The following is a 25,332-nucleotide window of genomic DNA, read 5'->3' as shown; positions in this document are numbered from 1 at the left end:
CACCGTGGAACGCTGGGGCGTCCACGAGATCGAGCTGGCCGGGCCGTCCGACGGCAACCCCTTCGCCGACGTTCGCCTGTCGGCCCGGTTCCAGCTCCGCAATCGCATCGTCGAGGCCGACGGCTTCTACGACGGCGACGGCGTCTACCGCGTCCGGTTCATGCCGGACGCGGTGGGTCCGTGGAGCTACACCACCGTGAGCAACGTGACCGAGCTGGACGGGCGCGCGGGCACCTTCGAGGTCTCGCCCGCCGCCGAGGGCAACCATGGCCCCGTGCGCGCGTCCGGCACCGACTTCGAGTACGCCGACGGCACACCGTACCTGCCGTTCGGGACGACCGCGTACCACTGGACGCACGACATGGACGAGGAGCGCGAGCGTCAGACGTTGCGGACGCTGGCCGGCTCGCCCTTCAACAAGCTGCGCATGTGCGTGCTGCCGACCGGCGCGATGACGCCACCCGAGGTGCCGTTCGCCGGGCAGGACCCCGACGGGCTGGACAAGACCCGGTTCAACCCGGTCTTCTTCCGCCACCTGGAGGCCCGCGTCCGCGACCTCCTGGAGCTCGGCATCGAGGCCGACATCATCCTCTTCCACCCGTACGACGGGGGGCTGCGCGGCATCGAGGACATGGGGCGCGAGGCGGACCACGCCTACCTCCGGTACGTCATCGCCCGCCTGGCCGCCTACCGCAACGTGTGGTGGTCGGCCGCCAACGAGTACGACTTCAACCGGGCCAAGACCGTCGAGGACTGGGACGACATCCTGCGCACGATCCAGCGGCTGGACCCGTACGAGCACCTGCGCTCGATCCACAACGGCACCCGCATGTACGAGGTCGCGACCCTGTACGACAACACCAAGCCCTGGGTGACGCACCAGAGCATCCAGCACTGGGACGCCACGCCGACCGGCGAGTGGCTCGCGGCCTGCGGGAAGCCCGTGGTGCTCGACGAGATCTCCTACGAGGGGAACATCGGCAAGCGCTGGGGCAACGTCACCGGCGAGGAGCTGGTGGACCGGTTCTGGGAAGGCATGTCACGCGGCGGCTACGTGGGGCACGGGGAGTCGCTGGCCGGCCACCAGGAACGGGCGTGGATCGGCAACGGCGGCGGCCTGTACGGGGAGAGCCCGGCCAGGATCGGCTTCCTGCGGCGGATCATGGAGGAGCGCCGCGACGGGACCGTCCTGCGTTACCTCGGGCGGCGGCGACCCGCCCACGTCACGGTGGAGCTGCCCGCGGGCGACGGCTACCGGGTCGAGCTGATCGACGCCTGGAACATGACGATCACCCCGGTGGACGGCGTGCACCGGGACCGGGTACGGGTCGGGCTGCCATGCCGGCCGTACCTGGCGCTGCGGATGACGAGGGTTTGACGATGATCATCGATGGGATGGCGACCACCGCGCTCGGCTGGCACCTGCACGACGAGAAGCGGCGGGCGCGGACGCTCGCCACGCTGGAGTCGTCGCCGTTCGACCGGGTGCGGATGGCGGCGCTGGCGTCCCGCTGCTCGCTCGACTCGCTGGAGGAGCGGGTGGCGGAGCTGGGCGCGATCGGCGTGACGGCCGAGCTGGTGCTGCTGCGGCCCGGCGAGGGGGTCACGGACGTGGCGGCGGCCGTCCGTTACGTGGCGGAGGTGGTGCCGAGGCTGGCGGCGTACCCGAACGTGTGGTGGTCGCTGACGGACGACCCCGCGGGCTTCCCCGCTTTCACGGAGCACGACTGGGTGCGGCTGGCCGACCTGGTGGCCGAGGAGGACCCCGGGCACCACCCGCTGTCCATCACCGTGGAGGCCGGGTCGCCGCTGCTGTGGCGGCGGTCGTTCACGCACGGCAGCGTGCGGGCGCGCAGCCCGCGCGACGCGTGGGTCCGGACGCGGGACCATCACCGGCCGGTGGTGATGGACATGTGCGGGTACGAGGGCGACGCGGACTCCCCCTGGCTGAGCCTGACTCCCGAGGAGGTCGTGGCCCAGGCGTGGGACGGGGCGGTGCGGCGGCGGCGCGTGACGCATGGGGAGTCGTACCTGGACGACGACGGGCTGACCTGGTCGGAGGACGGGGGCACGCTGGTCGGCTCGGCGGTGGCCCGGCTCGGGTTGCTGCGGCAGGTCCTCTCCGCGGTGCCCGCCGAGGCCCGCTACCGGGACCGGGACGCGCCGATGCTGGGGGTGCCCGGGGAGTTCTGCCTGGAGTTCTGCGGGGAGCACCGGTTTCCCTCGCGGGAGTACGACCTGCCTCCGGGGCGGTACGAGGCCGAGGTGATCGACACGTGGGAGATGACGGTGACCCCGTGCGGGGTGCTGGAGGGGCCGGCGGTACGGGTCCCGCTGCCGGGCACGGCCGGGCAGGCGATCCGGCTGCGACGGCTGCCATGACGGCCCCCACGACCCCCGCCGGCTCGGCTCCCGCCATCGCCGAGCCCGGTGGGAAGGTGGTGGAGGTGGTGGACGGGCCGGAGGGTCCCGAGGTGCGCCTCAGCCGCCGCGACGCCGGCGCCCCGCACCTGCGGGCTCCCCTGCGCGGCCTGCTCACCGCCTCGACCGGCCGCCCGTGGCGCGTCGCACCCGCCGAACCGGGCACCGTCCACCTGCGCGAGGGCGGGGACACGGTGGCGGTGACGGCGCGGGCCGGGGTGTTGACGGCGGATCTGGAGCTCGCCTTCGGCCCCGACGGCCTGCTCACCCTCACGACCACCTGGCGCAACGACTCCGAAGCCGAAATCACCGACGTGGCGGCCGGGCTCCTGCTGCCTCTCCCCACCGCCGACGCCCACGTCACCATGCCCGGCGTCCTCTACAACGGCAATCCCTCCTCCGACCCGCACCGGAGGGTCCCGCGCATCGAGCGGGGCGGCGGGTTCGTCTGCGAGGAGGACCGCCTGCCCATCCCCGCCGTGAACGCCGCCTGGGACGGCCGTTACGTCAGCCTCTTCGCCCACCCCGAGCCCGCCCGCTCGGAGCGGGACGGCACGGTAGCCTACGGCTCGCTGGGGGTCATCCGGTCAGCGGACCTGACGGTGACGGCCATGTCCGGGGTGATCATGTTCGACGGGCGGCCGGACGTCTGCTACGTCAGCAAGGCCGAGGTGGCGGACCGGCCGATCGGCTACCGGGACCTCGCCCCGGGCGAGACGATCAGCACCCGGCACACCCTGGACTGGGGTGAGGTGGAGCCGCGCGGCCTCGGCTTCAGGAAGCTCATCCACACCAGCCTCTACCAGGACGAACCCGCCAGGCCGCTCCAGGCGCGCGACATCGTCCGGCTCAAGGCCGGCGCCATGGACGCGCGCTGGACCGGCGACGGCTACCTCGCCTACGACGGCGCCCGGCACGGCCGTCCCCGCTCGTACCTGTACGGGTGGACCGGCCAGTGCATGAAGCTGGCCCGCTGCGACGCGCTCCTGGGCCGGGTGGAGCGGGCGCGGCGCGCGGCCGGCTTCTACGTCGAGGGCAGCGCGACACCCGTACGCGGCCTGCGGCACGGCCGTTACCTCGTCGACGACGCCCGGTGGGAGATGTTCCGCCGGGACGGCCGGGAGTTCGTCTCCAGCCGCGCCCACGGGGAGACCATCGCCGACCTGGCCGGGCTGGCCGTCCAGTTCAGGGACGCGGGCCTGGAGGTGCCGCCGGAGTGGGAGGAGGCGGTGGCGGACGCCGCCGCGCTCTTCTGGCACACGAGGCTGCCCGAGGGCGTCGTCCCGCTCGGCTGGACCCCGACGGGCGTTCCGGTCTCCTCGATGGTCAGCGCGGCGGGGATCGCGTGCGTGCAGGCGATGCTGGGGGCGTACCGGCTGAGTGGCGAGCGCGTGTGGCTGCTGCGCGCCGAGGAGGTGCTGAGCCGCTACCACCGGCTGTACGCCGCCACGTTCGAGCGGCCGTTCGCGCACGCCACCCTGGACGCCTCCGGGGAGGACAAGGAGGCCGGGATGTACTTCTTCCTGGCCGCGTACGAGATGTACCGGCTGACGGGCCGGGAGCTGTACGCGCGGTGGGCGGAGGTGGCGGCCGACTGGCTGCTGACGTTCGTCTACGTGTGGTCGCCCGAGTTCGACCGGGGCAGCACGTTCGAGCGGCGCGGCTTCAAGGCGTGCGGCTGGCCCGCGGTGAGCGTGCAGAACCACCACCTCGACGTGTTCTTCCCGACCTCGGAGCTGAGGGAGTTCGGCCTGACCACCGGCCGTCCTTGGTACGCGGAGCGGGCGGAGGCGATCCTGCACGCGACGGGCCAGGGCATCTGCCGGGAGCCCGGTGACTGGGGTTTCGAGGTGCCCGGCGAGCAGGGTGAGGGGTTCTTCCAGACCAACTGGCAGCGCAAGGGCGAGGCGAACACGTGGAACCCGTCCTGGGTGATCGCGCTGCCCCTTTACCACGCGCTGCGGATCGGAGGGTCATGAACGAGGCAGAGGCCTGGCGGTACGCGGACCGGCTCCGGGACCGGGTGCGCCCGCCGCGCTTCCCCGACCGCTGGTTCGACGTCACCGACTTCGGCGGCGGCATGGACAAGTGGCCGGACAAGTGGACGGGGGCGTTCCGCGCCGCGATCGAGGCGTGCCACGAGGCGGGCGGCGGCCACGTACGCGTGCCCCCGGGGACGTACCCCACCGGGGCCATCCACCTGCTCAGCAACGTCGACCTGCACGTGGAGGCCGGCGCGACGATCCTGTTCAGCACCGACCCCGCCGACTACCTCCCGGCCGTCTTCACCCGCTTCTCGGCCATCGAGTGCTACAACTACTCCCCCTTCGTCTACGCCTACGGCCAGGAGAACATCGCGATCACCGGGAGCGGCGTGCTCGACGGCAACGCCGGGCCCGGACACTGGTGGCCGTGGGTGGGCACGCCGGAGTTCGGCTGGCTCCCCGGCACGCCGCACGAGGCCGAGGACTGGGCCGAGCTGCAGCGGCTGGCCGCCGAGGGGGTGCCGGTCGCGGAGCGGGTGTTCGGCGCGGGCCACTACCTGCGGCCGAACATGATCCAGCCGTACCTGTGCCGGAACGTGCTCGTCGAGGGCGTCCGGATCGTGCGCTCGCCGATGTGGGAGATCCACCCGGTGCGCTGCGAGAACGTGCTGGTCAGGAACGTGTCGATCTACTCGCGCGGGCCCAACAACGACGGCTGCGACCCGGAGTCGTGCCGCTCGGTGGTGATCTCGGGCTGCGTGTTCGACGTGGGCGACGACTGCATCGCCATCAAGGCGGGGCGGGGCCCGGACGGGCGGCGGGTCGGGGTGCCGTGCGAGGACGTGCTGATCGAGGACTGCGAGATGCGGTACCGGTACGGGTCCGTCGCCATCGGCACGGACACGACCGGCGGGATCCGGAACGTGTTCGTGCGCCGCTGCCGCTGGGGCGGGCCGGGCCTCTATTTCGGGCTCTACATCAAGACGAACTCGGTGCGCGGCGGCTTCGTGGAGAACGTCTTCGTCGAGGACGTGGAGATCAGCGAGCTGACCAAGGAGGCCGTCTCGATCGACCTGTACCACGGGGACGGGCACACCGGCGACGATCCCCCGCCGGTGCGCAACATCCACGTGGCCGGGGTGCGCAGCGACCGGACGCGGAGCGCGTACCTGCTGCGGGGGTATCCCGAGCAGCCGCTACGGGACGTCACGATCAGGGACAGCTCGTTCGCGCGGGTGCTGCGGGCGGACGTGGCCAGCGACGTGGCGGGGTTGTCGGTCGCGCGGGTCACGGTCGGAGGTGACGGATCCGGCCACAATCCGGCAGCAAATCATCCGGAATAGCGAATATGTTGCCTGACATGGCTATCGGTCGATTCCCCGGCATCGTCATTGATTGTCCGGATCCAGGGGCTCTTGCCGCCTTCTACGCCGCGGTGCTGGGCTGGCAGGTCAAGGCGGCCCCGGACTGGGCGGAGCTGCGGTCGGATGACGGCGACTGCATCTGCTTCCAGCAGGTGGAGGGTTATGTCGCGCCCACGTGGCCGACTCAGGACGTGCCCCAGCAGATGCACTACGACATCGTCGTCGACGATCTCGACGTCGCCGAGGCGGCGGTGCTCGAACTCGGGGCGGTCAAGCACGAGCACCAGCCCGGTACGACCTTCCGGGTGTTCCTCGACCCGGCGGGGCATCCCTTCTGCCTGTGCCTGACCTGACCCCGCCGGGCGGTGACCGGGGTCAGTGCATCGGGGCCCAGACCGTCATCGGACCCGCGCCGCGGTTGGCCCAGGCGTAGTACGGGACGAACGTGAGCTCGACCGGGCCCGTGTGCTCCGGCTCCCGGGGTCCGGTCGCGGTGCGGTAGGGGAAGCCGTCGTCGTCCGGCCGGTGCTCGTGGGCCCGGCCCCGGGCCAGGACCGGGACCACCTCGGCGGGCAGGCCGGGAACCGGGGGACCGTCGCGCAGGTCGGGGGAGGCCACGCACAGGTCGTCCACGATGACCCCCGGGTGGTCGGTCTGCTCCAGGCAGTAGACCAGGGGGCCGCGCTCGACCGCCACCTGGCCCCGGGCCACGTCGAGGCGCGGCACGGCGGTGGTGAGGCGGGGGCGGACGGCGAGGTCCAGGGTGATCCGGTCGCCCGGCTGCCAGGCGCGCCGGACGCGGTGGTACCCGGCCGCCGGGTCGTCGTTCACCAGCGCCTGGTCGGCCCAGGACGGGATGCGCAGGGACAGGGTCCACGGCCGGGCGGGGGTCTCGCGGACGGCGATCTCGACGCGGCCGTCCCACGGGTAGTCGGTCTCCACCTCCAGCAGCACCTCGCCCGCCCGGATCGTGCCCCCCGCGTACAGATGGACCTGGACGCCGTCCCCGTCCTGGGTGGCGCGGTAGTGGTCGAGGGAGGCGAGCAGGCGCATCACGTTGGGCGGGCAGCAGGCGGTGCCGTACCAGTCCTGGCGGCCCCGGGCGGGGGAGCGGCGGTCGTCGGGGTTGGCGCCGGCGCGGACCCGTAGCGCGTTGACGTAGAAGAAGCGGTCGCCCCCGAGCGAGACGCCGGGCAGGACGGCGTTGTGGAGGGTGCGCTCCATCAGGTCCGCGAACGCGGGCTCGCCGGTGGCCAGCAGCATGCGCCAGGACCACTGGACGCTGCCGACGGCGGCGCAGGTCTCGCAGTACGCGGTCTCCGGGGCCAGCTCGTGCGGACCGCCGAACTGCTCGCCGTACCAGACGGAGCCGAGACCCCCGGTCAGGTACGTCCTGGTGGCCACCATGTCCCGCCACTGGCTCTCCAGGGCGGTCAGCAGTCCCCGGTCGGCGGTCTCCACGGCGACGTCGGCCGCCCCGGCGGCCAGGTACACGGCGCGTACGGCGTGGCCCTCGACCGCGGTGGCCTCCCGCAGCGGCACCCGGTCCTGGCGGATGCCCGGCCCGTGGTGGCCCTTGAGCGGCAGGCGGGACCGGCCCCGGGTGGCGATCATGCGGGCGGCCAGGTCCAGGTAAGGGCGGGCGCCGGTCTCCCGGTACAGCTCGGCCAGGCCCGTCTCGATCTCCGGGTGCCCGTCGAGCGCGTCCGGCGGCAGGTCCTTGACCAGGTGGTCGGCGAAGCGGGTGGCCACGCGCAGCAGCGTGTCGTCACCGGCCGCCCGGCGGCCCGCGACGGCGGCCTGCATGAGGTGGCCGGCGCAGTAGAGCTCGTGGCTGGAGGCCAGGTCGGAGTAGCGTGCCCGGCCGGTGAGCTGAGTGTGGGTGTGCAGGTAGCCGTCGGGGCGCTGGGCGGCCGCGACCAGCTCCGCCGCCCGCGCGTACGCCCCGGCCAGGCTCTCGTCGTCGGCCCTGCCGCGCTCCCAGGCCACGGCCTCCAGCCACTTGTAGACGTCGGAGTCGGCGAAGACCTTGCCGCGGTGCTCCCCTCCGGCACCGCGGGCGGCCAGCTCCAGGTTGGCGAAGGCGCCCGACTCGCGGATCCGCTCGCCGCCCAATGGGATCGTCACCTCGCGGTTGACCCGCTGCCACGCGCCCCAGAAGCCACCCTCGACGCGCCCTCCGGAGGACACAGGTCTCAGGGCCACGGCCGCCTCCGGGCGCGGCCGCACCACCGAATCATCGCTCATGCCGCCATCCTCCCTCAGTCCGACATATCCAACAAGATACGAATATTCATGCAAACCTTGACGTCACCTCCACGGCGAAGGAGGGTGAAGAGGAATCTATGCAGCATTGAATATCTATACGAGGTGACATGCCTGAGATCCCCGACACGGTGTTGCTGGAGGAACGGGCCGAGCTGGCGATGAACGCCGTGGCCGGCCTGCCCGACGAGGACATGGACGGCATCCCGTACTTCATGGCCGACCTGCTGGCCCGCCCGGCGTCGCTGCGGCACGGCGACTGGGACTGGGGCTCCAGCCACGGCCGGCTGCTCGACGCCTGCCTGCTCGCCAGGCACATGACCGGCAAGGACACCTGGCGGGAGGTCGAGGCGGGGTTCAGGCGGCGGCTGGCCGGCTTCTTCGGCGAGGACGGGCTGAGCTACCGGCGGGCACGCCCGGAAGCAGGCTGGCCGGCCAACGCCAACCTCATCGACCAGCGGGCCGTGCTCCTGGCGCTGACCACGTGGTACGTGTCCGACGGCGCCCCCGAGGCACGCCGGCTGGCCGACCGGCACGTGGCCGCGCTCAAGCGGATCGCGATCAAGGAGCGGGACGTGTGGTTCTACCCCGCCTCCGAGTACACGCCCGGCGGCTGGCCCTCCCCCAACGCGATCGCGCTGCACCTGGCCCCCGACCCGGCCTCGTTCAGCGGGCGGCTCATCATGCCGCTGCTGCGCTACCACCAGGCCACCGGGAACGAGGACGCGCTGGAGCTGTGCGGCTGGTTCGCCCGGCTGATCGTGCACAAGAGCGGGGTGTACGACGAGGACGGCGGCTTCAACGCGGCCCGCGCCTACCGCAGCGGCCACTTCCACACCCGGCTGGGCACCCTCGAAGGGCTCGCCCGCTACGCCCGCCACACCGGCGACCACGAGCTGACCGCCTTCGTCCGCCGCAGCTACGACTGGGCGCTCGGCCAGGCCACCGCGTTCGGCTGGACCCCCGGCGACCTGGCCGACCAGCGGTACGAGCACGAGAGCTGCTCCCTGGTGGACCTGATCGGCACCGGCACCACGCTGGCGCGGTCGGGGCACTCCCGCTACTGGGGCGTGGTGGAGCGGTTCCTGCGCAACCACCTGGTGGAGTCGCAACTGCTGGACCTGAGCTGGGTCGAGTCCGCGCCCGACGCCTCGGGCGACGAGCCGGGCTGGGTGACCCACGTACGGGTGGGCGAGCGCGTACGCGGTGCCTTCGCCGGCTACGGCGCCCCCAACGACTTCGTCTGCGACGTCGAGCTCGGCCGCGGGCACACCGCCGACGTGCAGGCGTGCTGCGTCGGCTCCGGCGTGCGCGGCCTGTTCTGGGGCTGGAACTCGATCGTCACCGCGGACGACCGGGTGACCCGGGTCAACCTGCTCCTCACCCGGGCCACCCGCCAGGTCACCGTGCTCAGCCACCTCCCCCATGAGGGCCGGGTGGACCTCGACGTGCACGAGGACCTGCGGGAGCTGCGGATCCGGGTGCCCGACTGGGCCGGGTACGCCAAGGTGGGCGTCTCCCGTCCCACCGGTGACGTCGACGGCGCACAGGCCGGGGCGTGGGCCCCCGACGGCTACCTGTCGATCCCCGCCCCACGGAGGGGCGAGCGCGTCACCGTCACCTTCCCCGTGCCGGAGACGACGAGCACCGAGGTCGCGGCGGGCCGCGAGTACCAGGTGCGCTGGCGCGGCGACGACGTCATCGGCATCAGCCCCGAGGGGACCGCCCGGCCGATGTACACCGGGCGCAAGGTCCATCCCACGGCGCCCGGACGCGAATACGCGCTCACCCGCCCCGTGACGGAATGGACGTGGTCCTGATGAGCTGGTCGCTCCCCGAGGTGCCCTCATCCGCACGGCTGCGGCCGTACGACCTGCGCTGCGAGCACCGCCGCACCCCGCTCGGCATCGGCACCCGCACGCCCCGGCTGGCCTGGCGGCTGGCCTCCGACCGCCGCGGCGACGCCCCGGCGGGCCACCGGATCAGGGTGCACGGCCCCGGCGGCCTCCTGGCCTGGGACAGCGGGTGGATCTACGGACAGGGCGTCAGCGCCGACTACGGCGGGGCGCCGCTGGTCTCGTTCGCCCGCTACACCTGGCAGGTCGAGGTGCGCGACGGCGAGTCCGCGCGGTCGTGGTTCGACACCGGCGTGCTGCATCCCGACGAGTGGGCGGCGGCCTGGATCGCCCACGACCCCGAGACCGAGCCGCCCTTCGAGCCGCCCACCGACGACCGCGAGCCCCGCACCGCCCGCACGGCGCACCTGCCGGCGCCCCGCTACTTCCGGAGGGAGGTCGGCCTGCGGCCGGCGACCGCCGTCCGGATCGCCTGCACCGCCCGCGGCCTGTACGAGCTGCGCGTCAACGGCCACCGCGTGGGCGACGGCGAGCTGACCCCCGGGTGGACCGACTACCGGCAGCGCGTCCCCTACCAGGTCTACGACGTCACCGACCTGGCCGGGGACGGGCCGCTGTGCGTGGGGGCGGTGCTGGCGGACGGCTGGTGGTCGGGCAGCCTCGGCTGGGACGGCCGGCAGCAGGCCCAGCGCTACGGCCGGCACCCGCAGCTGCTGGTCCAGCTCGTGGCCGAGCACGCGGACGGCACCCGCACCGTGGTCGGCACGGACGGGCGGTGGCGGGAGACGACGGGCCCGCTGCGCTACGCCGACCTGCTCATGGGCGAGTGGTACGACGCCCGCCTGGAGCACGACGGCTGGGACCTGCCCGGCTTCGACGACTCCTCCTGGGCCCCGGCGCGGGTGGCGGACACCGGGCACGCCGTCCTCGTGCCGTCCGCCGCCGAACCCGTACGGGTGACAGAGGACCTCGTACCCGCCGCAATCCGCGCTCATGACGGCCGCACCATCGTGGACCTCGGCCAGAACATCGCCGGCCGGGTCCGGCTGACGCTGCGCGGCGCCGATCCCGGTACCCGCGTCACGCTCCGGCACGGGGAGGCGCTCACCGACGACGGCGGCCTCTACACCGCCAACCTGCGCTCCGCCGAGGCCACCGACCACTACGTGGCGGCCGGGCGGGCGGAGGAGACGTTCGAGCCGCGCTTCACCGTGCACGGCTTCCGCTACGTCGAGATCAGCGGGCACGCCGACATCGAGGTGGTGGGCCGGGCGATGCACTCGGACACGCCGGTGGCGGGCGAGTTCTCCTGCTCCGACGCCATGGTGCGGCAGCTCATGAGCAACCTCCGGTGGAGCCAGCGCGGCAACTTCGTGTCCGTGCCGACCGACTGCCCGCAGCGGGACGAGCGGCTCGGCTGGACCGCGGACGCCCAGGTGTTCCTGCCCACCGCCTGCTACAACGCGGACGTGGCGGCGTTCTTCACCGGCTGGCTGGCCGACCTGCGCTGCGCGCAGACCGGCGAGGGCGCGGTGCCGGACGTGGTGCCGCACGTCATGACCGAGCGGCACGGCACGCCCGGGTGGGGCGACGCGGCGACGGTCGTGCCGTGGCACCTGTACGAGGTGTACGGGGACGAGCGGATCCTGCGCGACAGCCTGCCGAGCATGCGCCGGTGGGTGGACCACGTCGAACGGCACAACCCCGGCCTCGTCTGGCGGAACCGGGTCGGCAGCCACTACGGCGACTGGCTGCAGGCCGGGGTGCGGACCTCCCGCGACGTCATGGCCACCGCGTACTTCGCGCTGAGCGCCGACCTGACGGCGCGGGCGGCCCGGGTGCTGGGCGACTCCTCGTCCCATGCCCGGTACGCCGATCTCCGGGCCCGCATCGGGGAGGCGTTCGCCCGCGAGTTCGTGTCCCCCGACGGGCGGATCACCGGCGACACGCAGACCGGCTACCTGCTGGCGCTCGCGCACGGCCTGGTCCCCGCCGGCCTCGTGTCCGCCGCTGTCGCGCACCTGGTGGCGGACCTGGAACGGCGGGGGCGGCGGCTGACGACCGGGTTCGCCGGGGTGGGGCTGCTCGGGCCGGTCCTGTCGGCGTACGGGCACGCCGACCTGGCGTACGCGCTGCTGCACGACGACCGCTACCCATCCTGGGGCTACTCGATCAAGCGCGGGGCCACCACCATCTGGGAGCGGTGGGACGGGTGGACGGAGGAGGCGGGCTTCGGGCCCGTGGCGATGAACTCCTTCAACCACTACGCGCTGGGCTCGGTCGGGGCGTGGCTGTACGGCGGGGTCGCGGGGCTCGGGCAGGAGGAGGGGTCGGTGGGGTTCCGCCGCCCGCTCATCCGGCCGCTGGCCGGGGGGACGCTGCGGTGGGCGTCGGCCGCGTACGAGACGCCGCTGGGGCGGCTGGCGAGCCGGTGGGAGGTGGACGGGGGCACGTTGCGGCTGGACGTGCTGATCCCGCCGGGCGCCCTGGCCACCGTCCATGTGCCGACGACGGACCCCGCGTCGGTCCGCGAGTCCGGGGACGCGGTGGCCGGGATCGCCCGGACCGGGTCGGCCGTGGTGTGCCGGGCCGGGTCCGGGCGGCATTCGTTCACCGCGGCGTGGGATCGATGACGCTCAGGCCGGGTGGTGGATCGCCGGCTCCGGGCGGTGGACGCCCCGGGGACGGTAGCCGAGGGTGTCGGAGATGCCCAGGTAGTCGGCCAGCAACCAGATGATGGCCAGCCACATCTCCGTACCCTGCAGGCCCGGCGTGCGCGCCGCCCCGCTCCCCCGGGTCAGGGCGAAGCTGAGGCCCGCGCCGTCGTGCCAGCCGCCCAGCGCGCGAGCCAGGTTCTCCCTGGCCCACGCCTCGCCCTCCGCCCTGCGGTGCCGGGTCTGGCGGCCCGTCAGCCACAGGGGATGGATGACGTCGAGGACGTTGCAAGCGTTGCCGGTGTCCGGGCCGAAGTAGCGGGGGTCGCGGGCCTGGGCGAGCACGGTGTCCACGGCCCGCTCCGGGTACGGCAGCGGCAGCCCGAACTGGGCGAACGTGCCCCTCGTCAGCCGGTAGAAGCCGTTGACCACCTGGAGCCAGCCGGCGTCCCCGTCCGGCTCGCCCCACATGCCGTGGGCCTGGCGGCACCGGGTCAGCAGCCAGCCGTACAGCGTCTCCAGGTTCTCGCCGCCCAGGTCGAAGCCGGCGAGGTTGCGGTAGAGGCCCGTGCCGAACGCGTCCACCCACGACCCCGCCGTCCACGCCTGGCGTGCCCAGTCCAGGCCGTCCAGGGTGCTGATCAGGTCCTTCGGCGCCAGGTCGGACACCGCGCGGATCGGGTGGCGGAAGCGGGTGCCGAGCAGGTCGAGCGCGTACCCGACGGACAGGACATGGTACGCGGCGACGCCCTCCAACTCGGGCCGCCCGCCGCCCGCCTGGTCCCGCGCGCCGCCCGCCTGGTCCCGCCCGCTGCCCGCCTGGTCCCGACCGGCGTCCGCCGCCTCCGGTGAGCCCGGGGCGCCGATCTCCGGGACCAGGCCGGTGGCCGGGTCCTGACGGTCGCGCAGGAAGGCGATGACCTCCTCGCGGGCCGGGGCCGGCGGCGGGCCGCCGAGCAGCAGGTCGGCGATCTCCACGGCGTCGCACCACGCGCGTACGGTCGGCTCGGCGCCGGGGCGGTCCACGTACCGCTCGCCGGTCCAGCAGCGGGCGAGCACGTCCTCGGCCTGCTCCCTGGCGCGGTCGGCGAACGCGGTGAGCCGCCTCTCCAGGTCCTCCCCCGCGGCGGGCCGCGCGCCGCGGCGGTCACGGATCGGGCGGGCCGGGTTGCCCGCCACCATGGCCCACGCGGGCACGTCCTTGGTGACGACCGAGCCCGCGCCGATGACGGCGTGGTCGCCGATCGTCACGCCGTCGAGCACGACGACGTTCGAGCCGATCCACACGTCGTCGCCGACGCGGATGCCCTTCGAGGTGATCGGCTGGCGGAAGACCGGCCGGTCCGGCGCGGTCCCGTGGTTGAAGCCGAGCAACGACGTGTGCGCGCCGATCCGCACCGCCGTACCGAGCACCACGTCGCCCCGCACCACCGCGTACGGGTTGATCGTGCAGTCGTCGCCCATCGTGATGTCGTCGGTGACGTACGCGTGCGCCGCGATGTAGCAGAAGTCGCCCATCCGCAGGCGTTCGGTGTGCACGGCGGCCAGCGGGGAGACGAACGCCTTCCCCGCGGTGTCGAGTCCGGCCCTGGCCCGCAGCCCGGCCAGGTGGCTCTCCTGGGCGCGCCGCTCCTCCTCGCTCGCGTGGTCCCAGAACAGCCACGGGCAGAAGTCGAACTTGGACGGTTCTGTCATGCCGTCAGCATCCTCTCGGCTCGATCCATCGAGAACGGCTCAATCCACCACGGACAGCGTCATCGACCAGGTGTAGGGCCGGACCGCCAGCCGGTACCGCCCGGGCAGCGCCGGCCCGCAGGAGGCGCTGCCGATGCCCTGCTGGCCGTGGTCCAGGTTCAGCCAGACGCGGCCGGAGTCGGTCAGGTCGTGCGGGCGGCGGGCGGCCTGCAGCGCCTCGCTCGTCCAGCGGCGGGCGGTGAAGTCCAGGTGCGGCTCGCCGTCCACGCGCAGGATCGGCAGGCCGGGACCCGACAGCTCCAGCCAGCGGGTCTCGACGTGGTTGCCGTTCTCCTGGGGGACGACGTACGGGGTCTGGAGGGCGTCGATCGAACGGGCGTAGCGGCCGACCCGGGCGGCGGCCCGGCTGTCGGCGTACGACTCGCCCGGGCCCCGGCCGAACCACATCACGTCGGTGTAGCCGCCGGGCAGGGCGAACCGGGCTCCCACGCGGGGCGGGCTCACGGTGAGGTGCCCGTAGGCGGTGTCGTGCCAGTCGCCCACGGGGTCGGCCTCGATCCGGAGGTGGAGCGCGCCGTCCTGCCAGCGGTAGGTGCAGGTGGTGCGGAAGCCGAGGGTACGGGTGGCGGGGCCGCTGCGGCCGCGGACGACGATCGTGCCGTCGTCGGGTCGCTCGATGCCGCCGCCGCGGTGCAGGAACCGGTCGAGGCCGACCGCCTCCCAGTCGGCTGCCAGGGCGTTCCTGGGGCCCTGGCCGCGGTCGTTCTCGGTGGGGGCACGCCACACGTCGAACGTGGGGCCGTCCAGCTCCAGGCCGCCGAGGCGGCGCAACCGCCCGGTCGTGGCATCGAACGCCGCCCCGCCGAGCCGCACCTCCCCCGGCCCGCTTCCCTGGGCGCCGGCGCCCCGGTCGCCGGGTGGGGAGCCGTCCGGCGAGATCGGGCTCTGGGCGGGCTGCGGGTCCTTGGCCGGGTCGAGGCGGGCGACGGCGTCGAGGCGGGCGCTGACGGCGTCGACGTGGCTGCTGACGGCGCCGGGGCGGTCGGTGACGGCGCCGAGAGGCCGGTCCGGCGGGGTGAGGCGGCGGCCGGCCAGGTTGCGGCGGCGGCCGGGGGGCCGGCGGCGGGGGGACGTGCCGAGGCGAGCCTGGCCGAAGGCGATCACGTGGCCCGCCGGCGCCCAGCGGGTGTCGGCGGCGAGCACCGCCTCGACCGTGAGCCAAACCTCCCCACCCCCCGCCACCCCGGACACCGTCTGGCCGGACGCCGCCTGACCGGAGGCCACCTGACCAGGAGACGCCTGACCGGGAGAAGCCTGACGGGGAGAAGCCTGACCGGGGGACGTCTGACCGGGGGACGTCTGACCGGGGGCGGGGGACGTCCCGGGCCGGGACTCGTCCGGGACCGCTGCGGCCGGGAGTGGCACGCGGACCGACGATCGGGCCGGGCAGTGGGGCACGGTGAGCGGGCCGGTGGCCGACCGTACCCCGTCCACCTCCACCCGCCACCGGAACTCCAGGTGCCCGAGCGAGACCGCGTCGTACTTGTTGGCGACCACCACCGACGCCCCCTCCACGGTGATCCCGACCGGTTCGATGGCCTTGCGCAGCTCCCCCAGCCCTGGTGACGGGGTGCGGTCCGGGAACAGGAGCCCGTCCAGGCAGTACCGCTCCCCGTTCGGCTGGGCGTCGATGTCCCCTCCGTGCCGGAAGTACGGGCGCCCGAGCGAGTCGTGCCCCGTCAGCCCGTGGTCGATCCACTCCCACACGAACGCCCCGCAGAACCGCTCGTACGACTCCAGGATCGTCTGGTAGTCGACCAGCGAGCCGGGCCCATTGCCCATCGCGTGGGCGTACTCGCACAGCAGGAACGGCAGCCCCCGCCGCCGCACATCCTCCTCCGACCCCACGACCACCCCTGCCGGGGTCTCCTCCTTCCGCTGCCCGATGCGCTCCAGGTCGTCCAGGGACGGGTACATGAGGCTGTAGAAGTCGGAGTGGCGGTAGGCGGGGTCGCGTTCGTAGTGGAGCGGCCGGGTGGGGTCGCGCCGCCGGATCCAGTCGTCGATGTCGCCGAACGCGGGGCCGCTGCCGCTCTCGTTCCCCAGGGACCAGACGACCACGCTGGGGTGGTTCTTGTCGCGCTCCACCATGCGCCGGGCGCGGTCGAGCAGGGCCTCGCGCCACATCGGCTCGGCGGGCGGGTTGCCCTCCCAGCCCGCGTAGACGAAGCCGTGGGTCTCGATGTCGCACTCGTCGACCACCCACAGGCCGTACTCGTCGCACAGCCGCAGGAACTCGGGGTGCGGCGGGTAGTGGGCGGTGCGGACGGCGTTGACGTTGTGCCGCTTCATCAGCTCGATGTCGCGGATCATGGTGTCCCGGTCGAGGGCGCGGCCGCGGTCGGGGTGGTGCTCGTGCCGGTTGACGCCGCGGAACAGCACCGGCGCCCCGTTGATCAGCAGCCGGCCGCCGGAGATCTCGACGGTTCTGAAGCCGACGGCCAGATCGATGGTCTCCCCGGCGGCGGACAGGGTGCCGCGGTAGAGGCGGGGGTGCTCGGCGCTCCACGGCTGCACGTCCGGGACGGTGACCTGCTCTCCCGTGGGGACGGCGAGCCCGAGCTCGGGGATCTCCACCAGGCCGGGGGCGTCGGCGGTGATCAGCAGCGTCCCGGCGCCGGACGCGTACGAGGCGCGCACGGTGAAGTCGTCGATGCCGCCCTCCGGCCGGGACAGCAGCTCCACGTCACGGAAGATGCCCGGCAGCCACCACATGTCCTGGTCCTCCAGGTAGCTGCCGGACGACCAGCGCTGCACGCGCACGGCCAGCAGGTTCCCGCGCGGCCGGAGCAGCCCCGTGACGTCGAACTCGAACGGCAGCCTGCTCCCCTTCGAGTGCCCGAGCAGCTCGCCGTTCAGCCAGACGGTGCCGCAGGAGTCCACCCCCTGGAAGCGCAGCACGCCACGGCCGGGTGGCCAGCCGGGCGGCAGGTCGAAGCGGAGGCGGTAGTCGCCGGTGGGGTTGTGGTCCGGCAGGTACGGCGGGTCGATGGGGAACGGGTAGGCGGTGTTGGTGTAGAGCGGCCGGTCGTGCCCCTCCAGCACCCAGTGCGACGGCACCGGGATCGTCTCCCAGCCGGTGTCGTCCAGCGCCGGGTCCGGCAGCGTGAGGCCGGTGCCGGCGGCCGTGTCGGAGAGCCGGAAGCGCCACCGGCCGTTGAGCGCCAGCCGGGGCGCGTCTGAGACGAAGTCGGCCCGTGCCGCCCGCCGCCCGGAACCCGGCCCGGGATCCTCATGGAATTCGGCCATCCGCATGCCCCCTCCGGTGAAGACAAAACGTTTTAACTTTAACCGGAAAGATCCACCCGCACCATCCCCCATTTCCGCCGAACACTCGACCAGAAGACGAATCAGAGACCCAACAAAAGGGTCAGAAGGCATTGACATGTGGCCTTGAATAAATATATCTTCAGCTAAAATCGTTTTAGTGCGGGTGGTGAAATGACCCGATTCCAGCCCGACTGGGAGTCGCTGCGCGCGCACCAGATCCCCTCATGGTTCGGCGAGGCGAAGTTCGGCATCTGGTCGCACTGGGGCCCGCAGTCCGTGGCCCGCTCCGGCGACTGGTACGCCCGCCACCTCTACGGAACGCAGCCCTGGTCCGAGCCCTGGGAACGAAAGAGGGCCACCCGCCAGCACGCCCACCACCGCGCCCACTTCCCGGCCGGCGCGGGGGCGAAGGACCTGTTCGACCGCTGGCGCGCCGAGCGCTTCGACCCCGACGAGCTCATCGACCTCTACGTCACCAGCGGCGCCCGCTACTTCGTCGCCCTGGCCACCCACTGCGACAACTTCGACCTGTGGGACTCTCGGCAGCACGGCTGGAACGCCGCCCGCGTCGGCCCCCGGCGCGACATCGTGGCCGCGTGGGAGCGGGCGGCCCGCGCGGCGGGGCTGCCGTTCGGCCTCAGCTTCCACCACAACTGGACGTGGCGCTGGCTCGACGTGGCGCACGGGCGCGACCCCGGCACCGGCCGGCCGTACGACGGCGCGCTGAGCAGGCGCGACGGCACCGGGACCTGGTGGGAGGGCCTCGACCCGGCCGAGCTCTACCCGGAGCGGCACGACCCGGGCGCCCGGCCCCCGGCCCGCGTGGCCGCGCGCTTCTACGCCCGCGTCCGCGAGGCGCTCGACCGCTACCGCCCCGACCTGGTCTACCTCGACGACGGCCGCCTCCCGTTCGACGAGGGCAGCGTGGTGGAGTCCGAGCCGGTCAGCACGGCGGGGCTGGAGCTGCTGGCCCACTACTACAACACCTGCCCGACCGGCGGCCTGGTCACGGTCAAGCAGGTGCCGGACGCCGACCGCACCGCCGTCGTCCTGGACTGCGAGCGCCGCCAGCTCGACGCCGCGCAGGCGTGGCCCTGGCAGTTCGACACCAGCGACGGCGAGTGGTTCGACTGCTCCGACGACGACCCGATGTTCCACCCGCGCAAGACCGCCCAGCAGGTCATCCACACCCTCGTCGACGTGGTCAGCAAGAACGGCTGCCTGCTGCTGAACATCCCCCAGCACGCCGACGGCACGGTGGACGCTCGCGCCCGCGACCTGCTGGCCGAGGTCGGCGGCTGGCTGCGGGTGTGCGGCGAGGGCGTGTACGGCACCACGCCCTGGCTGCGGGCCGCCGAGGGCGGCACCGGGCTGGGCGGGACGAAGGGCTACGAGGGCTACAACGAGGCCGACCGCGCCTACCGGCCCGGCGACATCCGCTTCACCCGGCGCGGTGACACCCTCTACGCCACGCTGCTGGCCTGGCCGGCGCGGACAGCCGTGATCACCAGCCTGGGCACCGCCGAGGGCCTGCTCGACCGCCGCCCGGAGCGGGTCGAGCTGCTCGGCCACGGCCCCGTCAGCTGGCGGCTGGGCCCCGAGGCGCTCTACGCGGACCTGCCCCCCGACCCGCCCACCACCGCCGCGTACATGCTCAAGATCACCTGACGAGGAGCCCCGTTGCCCATGGTGACGAACCTGCGAACATGTGACCTGACCGACCCCCTCGGCCTCGAGACCACCCGGCCCGCCCTGAGCTGGCAGCTCACCGGCACCGCCGCGCAGACCGGATACCACGTGCGCGTGGAGGGGCTGTGGGACAGCGGCGAGGTGGACTCGGCGGACCAGCGCGTCGTCTACGACGGCGCCCCCCTGACCAGCCGCACCGCCGCGCGCTGGCGGGTGCGGGTGCGCGACGGGGCCGGCCGCTGGTCCGGCTGGAGCCGGGAGGCGCGCTTCGAGCTGGGGCTGCTCGGCGCGGACGACTGGAGCGCCGCCTGGATCACCCACCCCGACTGGTACGACGGGGACGACGACCCCCGGGTGGGCGAGGGACACCCGCTGCCGCTGCTGGCGGGCGAGTTCACCGTGGCCGGTCCGGTCGCCGGCGCCCGCCTGTACGTCGCCGGGCTGGGCGTCTACGTGGCCTCCGTGAACGGCGCGCCGGTGACCGACGCCGTGCTGGAGCCCCCGTACACGGACTTCGCCCGGCGCGTCGCGTACGCCACGCACGACGTGACGGCGCTGCTGCGCGCGGGCGCGAACGCGCTCGGCATCGCGCTCGGCCCGGGGATCGCGCACGTCTTCCCGCACCAGGACCGCTACATGAAGTTCTACGGCTCGAAGGCCGCGCCCAAGGCGATCGCGCAGCTGGAGGTGCGCTACGCCGACGGGACGTCCGAGCGGTTCGGCACGGGAGCGGGCTGGCTGGCCACCGAGGGCCCGACCACCCGCTCGCACTGGTACGGCGGCGAGGACCACGACGCCCGCCGGGAGATCGCCGGCTGGGACACCCCCGGCACCGACCGCTCCGGCTGGCGCCCGGCGACCGTCCGGCCGGACGGCACGGACCTGCTGCGGGCCCGCGCCTGCCCGCCCATCAGGGTCACCGAGGAGCTGCCCGCCGCGAAGCTGGCCGCCGCCGACGGGACGGCCGTCTTCGACGTGGGCACGGTCGTGGCCGGCTGGGCGGAGCTGCGGCTCGACCTGCCCGCCGGGCACTACCTGCGGCTGCTGCCGGGTGACCAGCTCGACGCGTACGGCCGGGTGGTCCAGTCGAAGCCCACGACCGGCGCGCCGATCTTCAACACGTACGTCACCAAGGACGGCCCGCAGACCTGGCACCCGAGCTTCCGCTATGACGGGTTCCGCTACGTCGAGGCCCAGGGCCTGCCGGCGCACGCCGGCCCCGAGGCGCTGGCGGCGCTGGTGCTGCGCGCGGACAACGAGTGCGTCGGCCGGTTCGAGACCTCCGACGGGCTGCTCAACGACATCCACACGATCATCGACCGCGCGGTGCGCGGCAACATGTACAGCGTCCTGACCGACTGCCCGCACCGGGAGAAGCTGGGCTGGCTGGAGCAGGCACATCTGCTCTTCGACGTCGTGGCCTACAACTACGACGTCGCCGCCTACTGCCGCGAGCTGCTCGTCACGATCGCCGAGGCGCAGACCGCCGACGGCCTGGTCCCGGACATCGCGCCCGAGTACGTCGTGTTCGAGGGCGCCTTCCGGGACGACGCCAACTGGGGCGGCGCGATGGTGCGGGTCCCGTGGCAGCTCTACCGCTGGTACGGCGACCCCTCGGCGATGGAGCGGCACTACGGCGCGATGTGCCGCTACGTCGACTACCTGACGGGGCGGGCCGAGGACGGCCTGCTCGGACACGGGCTCGGCGACTGGTTCGGCCTGGACGACTCGACTCCCGTGCCGCTGGTGGCCACCTGGGGCTACTGGCGGGCGGCGCGCACGATGGCGAAGGTCGCCGGCGTGCTGGGCCGCGACGACGACGCCAAGCGCTACCGGGCGCTGACCGACGCGATCTCGGCCGCGTTCACCGGGGCCTTCCTCAAGGACGGGCGCTTCGGGGGCGGTGGGCAGGCGTCGGAGGTGCTGGCGCTGGACATGGGCGTCGTCCCGGAGGAGCTGGTGCCGGGCGCACTGGACCGGCTGAGCGAGGCCGTGCGCGGCGGGGCCATCACGGTCGGGGAGATCGCGCTGCCCGCGCTCTACCAGGTGCTGACCCGGGCCGGCCGGCACGAGGCGCTGTGGGGGTTCGCCACCTCCACGAGCCACCCGAGCTACGGCTACCAGGTGCGGCACGGCGCCACGGCGCTCACCGAGGCGTGGGACGGGCCGACGCGCGGGCTCTCGCAGAACCACTACATGCTGGGCGCCATCGACGCCTGGTTCTACCGGGGCCTGGGCGGCATCGGCCAGGCCCCCGGGTCGAACGGCTTCCGCCGCCTGCTGATCGCGCCCGCCGCGCCCGGCGACCTGGAGTCGGTGCGCGCGAGCACCGGCACCCCTTACGGCCAGGTGAGCGTGTCGTGGGAGCGGGGGGACGGCGAGTTCGGGCTGGAGGTGACGGTGCCGCCCGGCTCGTCGGCCGAGGTACGCCTGCCGGACCTGGGCCTGGAGCGGCACGCGGCGCCCGAGGGGGCCGTCGCGGTCGGGGCGCGGGCCTGGGAGGTGCCGGCCGGGCGGTGGACGTTCGGGGCGCGCCGATGAGCGGGCCGATGAGGGGGCCCGTGAGCGGGCCGGTGAGCGGGCCGGTGAGCGGGCCGGTGAGCGGATACGACCCGGCGGGGATCAGGACGCCGTACAAGGCGGGGCGGCTGCTGGTCGAGCCGTCCGGCGAGCCCGGCCGCTTCGACGGCCTCTTCGTGGACTGCCCGTTCGTCTGCTCCGACGGCGGCGAGTACCTGATGACGTACGTCGGCTTCGACGGGACGGGTTACCAGACCGCGCTGAGCCGCTCCCGCGACCTGGAGTCCTGGTCGCCGGGCGAGGTGGTCCTCCCCCGCGCCCCCGGTCACCCGTACCGGCGCTACAACGCCGCGCTGACCTCGATCGTCCGCGACAACCGGCTCGGCTCCGCCGGCCAGGTCACCTGGCTGGACGGGCGCGCGGTCGGCACGTACCACGCTTACCCGGAGCCCGGCATGGAGGCGGGTGCGGCGATCATCGGGTTCTGCGCCAGCGACGACCTGCTGACCTGGACGGACACCGGCGCGGTGCTGCGCCCGCAGGACGGCGGCGCGTGGGAGCGCGGCGGGCTGTACAAGTCGTGGCTGCTGCGCCACGACGGCCTCTACTACTGCTTCTACAACGCCAAGAACCGCACCTACGACGGCTGGCGCGAGCAGATCGGCTACGCCGTCTCCCCCGACCTCGAACGCTGGGAGCGGCCGAGCCCGGAGCCCGTGGTGCCGAACGGCGGCGCGGGCGCGTTCGACGAGCGCTTCGCCTCCGACCCGTGCGTGCTGCGCGATGGCGACTGGTGGGTGATGTTCTACTTCGGGCTCTCCTTCGACGGGCACGCCCGCGAGGGCTACGCGGTCTCGCGCGACCTGCGGACCTGGCACAAGGGCGACGAGATCCTCGTCGACGTGGGCCCGCCGGGCGCGGCCGACGACACCTACGCGCACAAGCCCGCCGTCGTCTCCCGCGACGGCCGCCTCCACCACTTCTACACGGCCGTGCGGCGCTGCGAGCCGTACCGGGTCGGCCGGCACACCATGGCCGAGCGGCGCGGCATCTCCATGACCCACTCGTGAGCGCCGAACTTCCAGATCGAGCCCCCTCACACCGACCCCTCACACCGACCCTCGCATCAACCCCCTCGCATCAACCCCCTCGCATCAACCCCCTCGCATCAACAGGGAGGACATCCATGGAGCATGTGGGGCAGTCCCGCAGGAGGTTCCTGGCCGCGGCCGTCGGCGGCCTGCTGGTGGCGCCGGTGGCGTCCCCGGCCGCCGCGGCCGATCAGGCCGCCGCCTGGGCCCGGGTGCCGCTGATCAGGCGGCGGATCCGGCCGCCGCGCTTCCCCGACCGCATCTTCCCGATCACCGGGCACGGGGCCGTCGGCGACGGCACCGTCAAGTGCACCGAGGCGTTCCGGCGGGCGGTCGCGGCCTGCGCGGAGGCGGGCGGGGGACGGGTGCTGGTGCCCGCGGGCACGTACCTGACCGGCGCGATCCACCTGGCCGACAACGTCGAGCTGCACCTGGAGGCGGGCGCGACGATCCGCTTCAGCCGCGACCCGGCCGACTACCTGCCGGTCGTCCACACCCGGTACGAGGGCATCGAGCTGATGAACTACTCCCCGTTCATCTACGCCCACGGCCGGACCAACGTGGCCATCACCGGCGCCGGCACCATCGACGGCCAGGCCGACGCCACGCACTGGTGGGACTGGTCGGGCGACCCGCCCCCGTCGGAGCGCCCCGACAAGGACCTGCTGGCCCGCATGGCCGAGGAGGGCGTGCCGGTGGCCGAGCGGGTGTTCGGCGCGGGCCACCACCTGCGGCCGAACCTCATCCAGCTCTACCGGTGCCGCAACGTGCTCATCGAGGGCGTGACGGTCAAGGACTCCCCCATGTGGAACATCCACCCGGTCCTGTGCGCCAACGTGACCATCCGCGAGGTCACCGTGGACAGCCCGCACGGCCCCAACAACGACGGCTGCGACCCCGAGTCCTGCGTGGACGTGCTGATCGAGCGGTGCGAGTTCAACACCGGCGACGACTGCGTGGCGATCAAGGCCGGCAAGAACGCCGACGGCCGCCGGGTGAACGAGCCGTCCCTGAACGTGCTGGTGGACTCGTGCGTGATGCGCGACGGCAACGGCGGGGTGACGATCGGCAGCGAGACGACCGGCGGCGTGCGCTGGGTGTTCGCGTGGGGCTGCACGATGAGCAGCGCCCGGCTGGAACGGGCGGTGCGGATCAAGACCAACCCGGACCGCGGCGGCTACGTCAGGGACGTCTACGTCAGGGACATCACGGTGGGGCAGGCGGCCGACTCGGTGGTGGAGGTGGCGCTCAACTACGAGAACAAGCACACCGGCCCCTACTTCCCGGACGTCGGCGCCATCGACCTCCGCGGGCTGCGGGCCGGGCGGGCACCCAGGGCGTTCCACCTGATCGGCAACCCGGGCAACCCGATCAGGGGCGTGCGGGTGACGAACAGCGTGTTCGAGGAGATGGCGGAAGCCGACGTGGTGACCGACGTGAGCGGCTTCGAGCTGCGCAACGTGTGGGTCAACGGCCGCCGCGTGTAGGGGCCGCAACCGATCCGCCCCGCTCGTGGTCCAACCCTTCATGGGGAGCGCACTCATCGACGGGGACCCGCAGCGGATCGGCGGCTTCTGGCTGGCCGGGCGGCTGACCCGGCTGCCGACAGCGCTCGAGCCGCTGATCGCGGCCGTGTGCGCGCGGGCGGGCCGGGGGCTGACCGAGGCGGAGTGGCGGCGCTACCTGCCCGGCCGGACCTACGAGCCGGCCTGCCGGGCCGCGCCCTAGGCCGCTCAACGCGTGGTGGCGCCCTCTCCGGCTCTGGCAGGCGTGGTGGCGCCGTCTCCGACAGGCGTGGCGGCGCTGCCCAGCCCTCCGGACGGTCCCCGGCCCAGCAGCAGGGTGCCCAGCCACATCACCGCCATCCCCACGGCGACCAGGGCCGAGCCCCTGCCCTCCTGGAACGTGGCCACCGCCAGCAGCACCACGCCGCCGGCGGTGACGACGGCGCTGACGGGCGTGACCCGGCGCAGCACGGCCAGGATGACCGCCAGGACGAGCAGCGCGGCGAAGAAGACCTGCGCCCCGGGCCCGTAGATGATCAGCTCGACCCCCGGATAGCCCTTCACCTGCTCCATCAGCGCCCGCATCGCCTCCCCGTCCGCCACGGCGAACCCGGCGTACAGGTCGATGGCCAGCTGGACCACGTTGGCCGCCACGCCGAGCAGCGCGACCCCCGTGACCGCCTCGACCGCCACCCGGCTCCCGCCCCTGAGCGGCCCCGCCAGGCCGCGCATGGCCAGCGTCATGAGGCCGAACATCAGGAAGGCGGCCAGCCACACCGCGTGCGCGGCCGTCCACCACGGTCCCGGCACGAGATCGCCGTCGATGGGACGCATGAGGAACCAGCCGCCGAGCAGGGCGGCGGGCCCGGCGGTGAAGGAGATCTGGGCGAGACGGTTAGCGGGGTTCATGTTGGCCACAATGCCCCGCATCGGCCGGTCCGATCATCGGTGAACGTC

16 protein-coding genes are annotated in these 25,332 nt (G+C 73.5%); 12 read left to right on the top strand and 4 right to left on the bottom strand.

Going from position 1 to position 25,332, the window contains the following annotated elements:
• Nucleotides 1-4: 4 nt before the first annotated feature.
• The 5 genes from AB0J69_RS26385 to AB0J69_RS26365 are packed head-to-tail and all read left to right on the top strand — an operon-like array spanning nucleotide 5 to nucleotide 6,123.
• A complete protein-coding gene (locus AB0J69_RS26385; protein ID WP_364122333.1) occupies nucleotides 5-1,378 on the top strand; it encodes a DUF5060 domain-containing protein in 1,374 nt (457 codons plus the stop codon).
• 2 nt (nucleotides 1,379-1,380) lie between these two features.
• On the top strand, nucleotides 1,381-2,382 hold the full coding sequence (locus AB0J69_RS26380; protein ID WP_364122331.1) for a DUF5605 domain-containing protein: 1,002 nt from the start codon (nucleotides 1,381-1,383) through the stop codon (nucleotides 2,380-2,382).
• Complete coding sequence (locus tag AB0J69_RS26375) at nucleotides 2,379-4,400, top strand: hypothetical protein (protein WP_364122329.1); 2,022 nt, start codon at nucleotides 2,379-2,381, stop codon at nucleotides 4,398-4,400. The genes AB0J69_RS26380 and AB0J69_RS26375 overlap by 4 nt, the downstream gene beginning before the upstream one ends.
• The gene (locus AB0J69_RS26370; RefSeq protein WP_364122327.1) at nucleotides 4,397-5,749 is read left to right on the top strand and encodes a glycoside hydrolase family 28 protein; all 1,353 of its coding nucleotides are present in this window, start codon (nucleotides 4,397-4,399) and stop codon (nucleotides 5,747-5,749) included. Before AB0J69_RS26375 ends, AB0J69_RS26370 begins: the two co-directional genes overlap by 4 nt.
• Nucleotides 5,750-5,766: 17 nt before the next feature.
• Nucleotides 5,767-6,123 (top strand): VOC family protein, encoded by a 357-nt coding sequence (locus tag AB0J69_RS26365; RefSeq protein WP_364122325.1) that lies wholly within the window; start codon nucleotides 5,767-5,769, stop codon nucleotides 6,121-6,123.
• A gap of 22 nt (nucleotides 6,124-6,145) precedes the next feature.
• Here the strand turns inward: AB0J69_RS26365 and AB0J69_RS26360 are convergent, their stop codons facing one another.
• Nucleotides 6,146-8,017: a beta-L-arabinofuranosidase domain-containing protein gene (locus tag AB0J69_RS26360; protein WP_364122323.1), complete on the bottom strand. Its 1,872-nt coding sequence runs from the start codon at nucleotides 8,015-8,017 to the stop codon at nucleotides 6,146-6,148.
• Between the two features lie 128 nt (nucleotides 8,018-8,145).
• Here AB0J69_RS26360 and AB0J69_RS26355 point away from each other — a divergent pair, with 128 nt between their 5' ends.
• Nucleotides 8,146-9,855, top strand: coding sequence for a hypothetical protein (locus AB0J69_RS26355; RefSeq protein ID WP_364122321.1), 1,710 nt, complete (start codon nucleotides 8,146-8,148; stop codon nucleotides 9,853-9,855).
• Nucleotides 9,840-12,524 (top strand): family 78 glycoside hydrolase catalytic domain, encoded by a 2,685-nt coding sequence (locus AB0J69_RS26350; protein ID WP_364122319.1) that lies wholly within the window; start codon nucleotides 9,840-9,842, stop codon nucleotides 12,522-12,524. Before AB0J69_RS26355 ends, AB0J69_RS26350 begins: the two co-directional genes overlap by 16 nt.
• Before the next feature lie 3 nt (nucleotides 12,525-12,527).
• On the opposite strand, the gene AB0J69_RS26345 is transcribed toward AB0J69_RS26350, so the two are convergent.
• Both AB0J69_RS26345 and AB0J69_RS26340 read right to left on the bottom strand, forming a co-directional pair.
• Nucleotides 12,528-14,240, bottom strand: a complete 1,713-nt coding sequence (locus AB0J69_RS26345) for an acyltransferase (protein WP_364122317.1) — start codon at nucleotides 14,238-14,240, stop codon at nucleotides 12,528-12,530.
• Nucleotides 14,241-14,279: 39 nt separating this feature from the next.
• On the bottom strand, nucleotides 14,280-17,549 hold the full coding sequence (locus AB0J69_RS26340; RefSeq protein ID WP_364122315.1) for a glycoside hydrolase family 2 TIM barrel-domain containing protein: 3,270 nt from the start codon (nucleotides 17,547-17,549) through the stop codon (nucleotides 14,280-14,282).
• 192 nt (nucleotides 17,550-17,741) lie between these two features.
• Here AB0J69_RS26340 and AB0J69_RS26335 point away from each other — a divergent pair, with 192 nt between their 5' ends.
• The 5 genes from AB0J69_RS26335 to AB0J69_RS26315 all read left to right on the top strand — a co-directional run bounded on the left by AB0J69_RS26335 (nucleotide 17,742) and on the right by AB0J69_RS26315 (nucleotide 24,598).
• A complete protein-coding gene (locus tag AB0J69_RS26335) occupies nucleotides 17,742-19,238 on the top strand; it encodes an alpha-L-fucosidase (protein ID WP_364122313.1) in 1,497 nt (498 codons plus the stop codon).
• A gap of 18 nt (nucleotides 19,239-19,256) precedes the next feature.
• Nucleotides 19,257-21,800: a family 78 glycoside hydrolase catalytic domain gene (locus AB0J69_RS26330; RefSeq protein ID WP_364122311.1), complete on the top strand. Its 2,544-nt coding sequence runs from the start codon at nucleotides 19,257-19,259 to the stop codon at nucleotides 21,798-21,800.
• Nucleotides 21,801-21,808: 8 nt separating this feature from the next.
• Complete coding sequence (locus AB0J69_RS26325) at nucleotides 21,809-22,849, top strand: hypothetical protein (protein WP_364122309.1); 1,041 nt, start codon at nucleotides 21,809-21,811, stop codon at nucleotides 22,847-22,849.
• 116 nt (nucleotides 22,850-22,965) lie between these two features.
• Nucleotides 22,966-24,357 (top strand): glycoside hydrolase family 28 protein, encoded by a 1,392-nt coding sequence (locus AB0J69_RS26320; protein WP_364122307.1) that lies wholly within the window; start codon nucleotides 22,966-22,968, stop codon nucleotides 24,355-24,357.
• A gap of 40 nt (nucleotides 24,358-24,397) precedes the next feature.
• Complete coding sequence (locus tag AB0J69_RS26315) at nucleotides 24,398-24,598, top strand: hypothetical protein (protein ID WP_364122305.1); 201 nt, start codon at nucleotides 24,398-24,400, stop codon at nucleotides 24,596-24,598.
• A 5-nt stretch (nucleotides 24,599-24,603) separates the two neighbouring features.
• Here the strand turns inward: AB0J69_RS26315 and AB0J69_RS26310 are convergent, their stop codons facing one another.
• A complete protein-coding gene (locus tag AB0J69_RS26310; RefSeq protein ID WP_364122303.1) occupies nucleotides 24,604-25,284 on the bottom strand; it encodes a hypothetical protein in 681 nt (226 codons plus the stop codon).
• Nucleotides 25,285-25,332: the final 48 nt, after the last annotated feature.

This window comes from Nonomuraea sp. NPDC049709 (assembly GCF_040674815.1).
GTDB lineage: Bacteria > Actinomycetota > Actinomycetes > Streptosporangiales > Streptosporangiaceae > Nonomuraea.
Note: the sequence above shows the minus strand (reverse complement) of the source record. Positions and strands in the feature narration are given on the sequence as shown.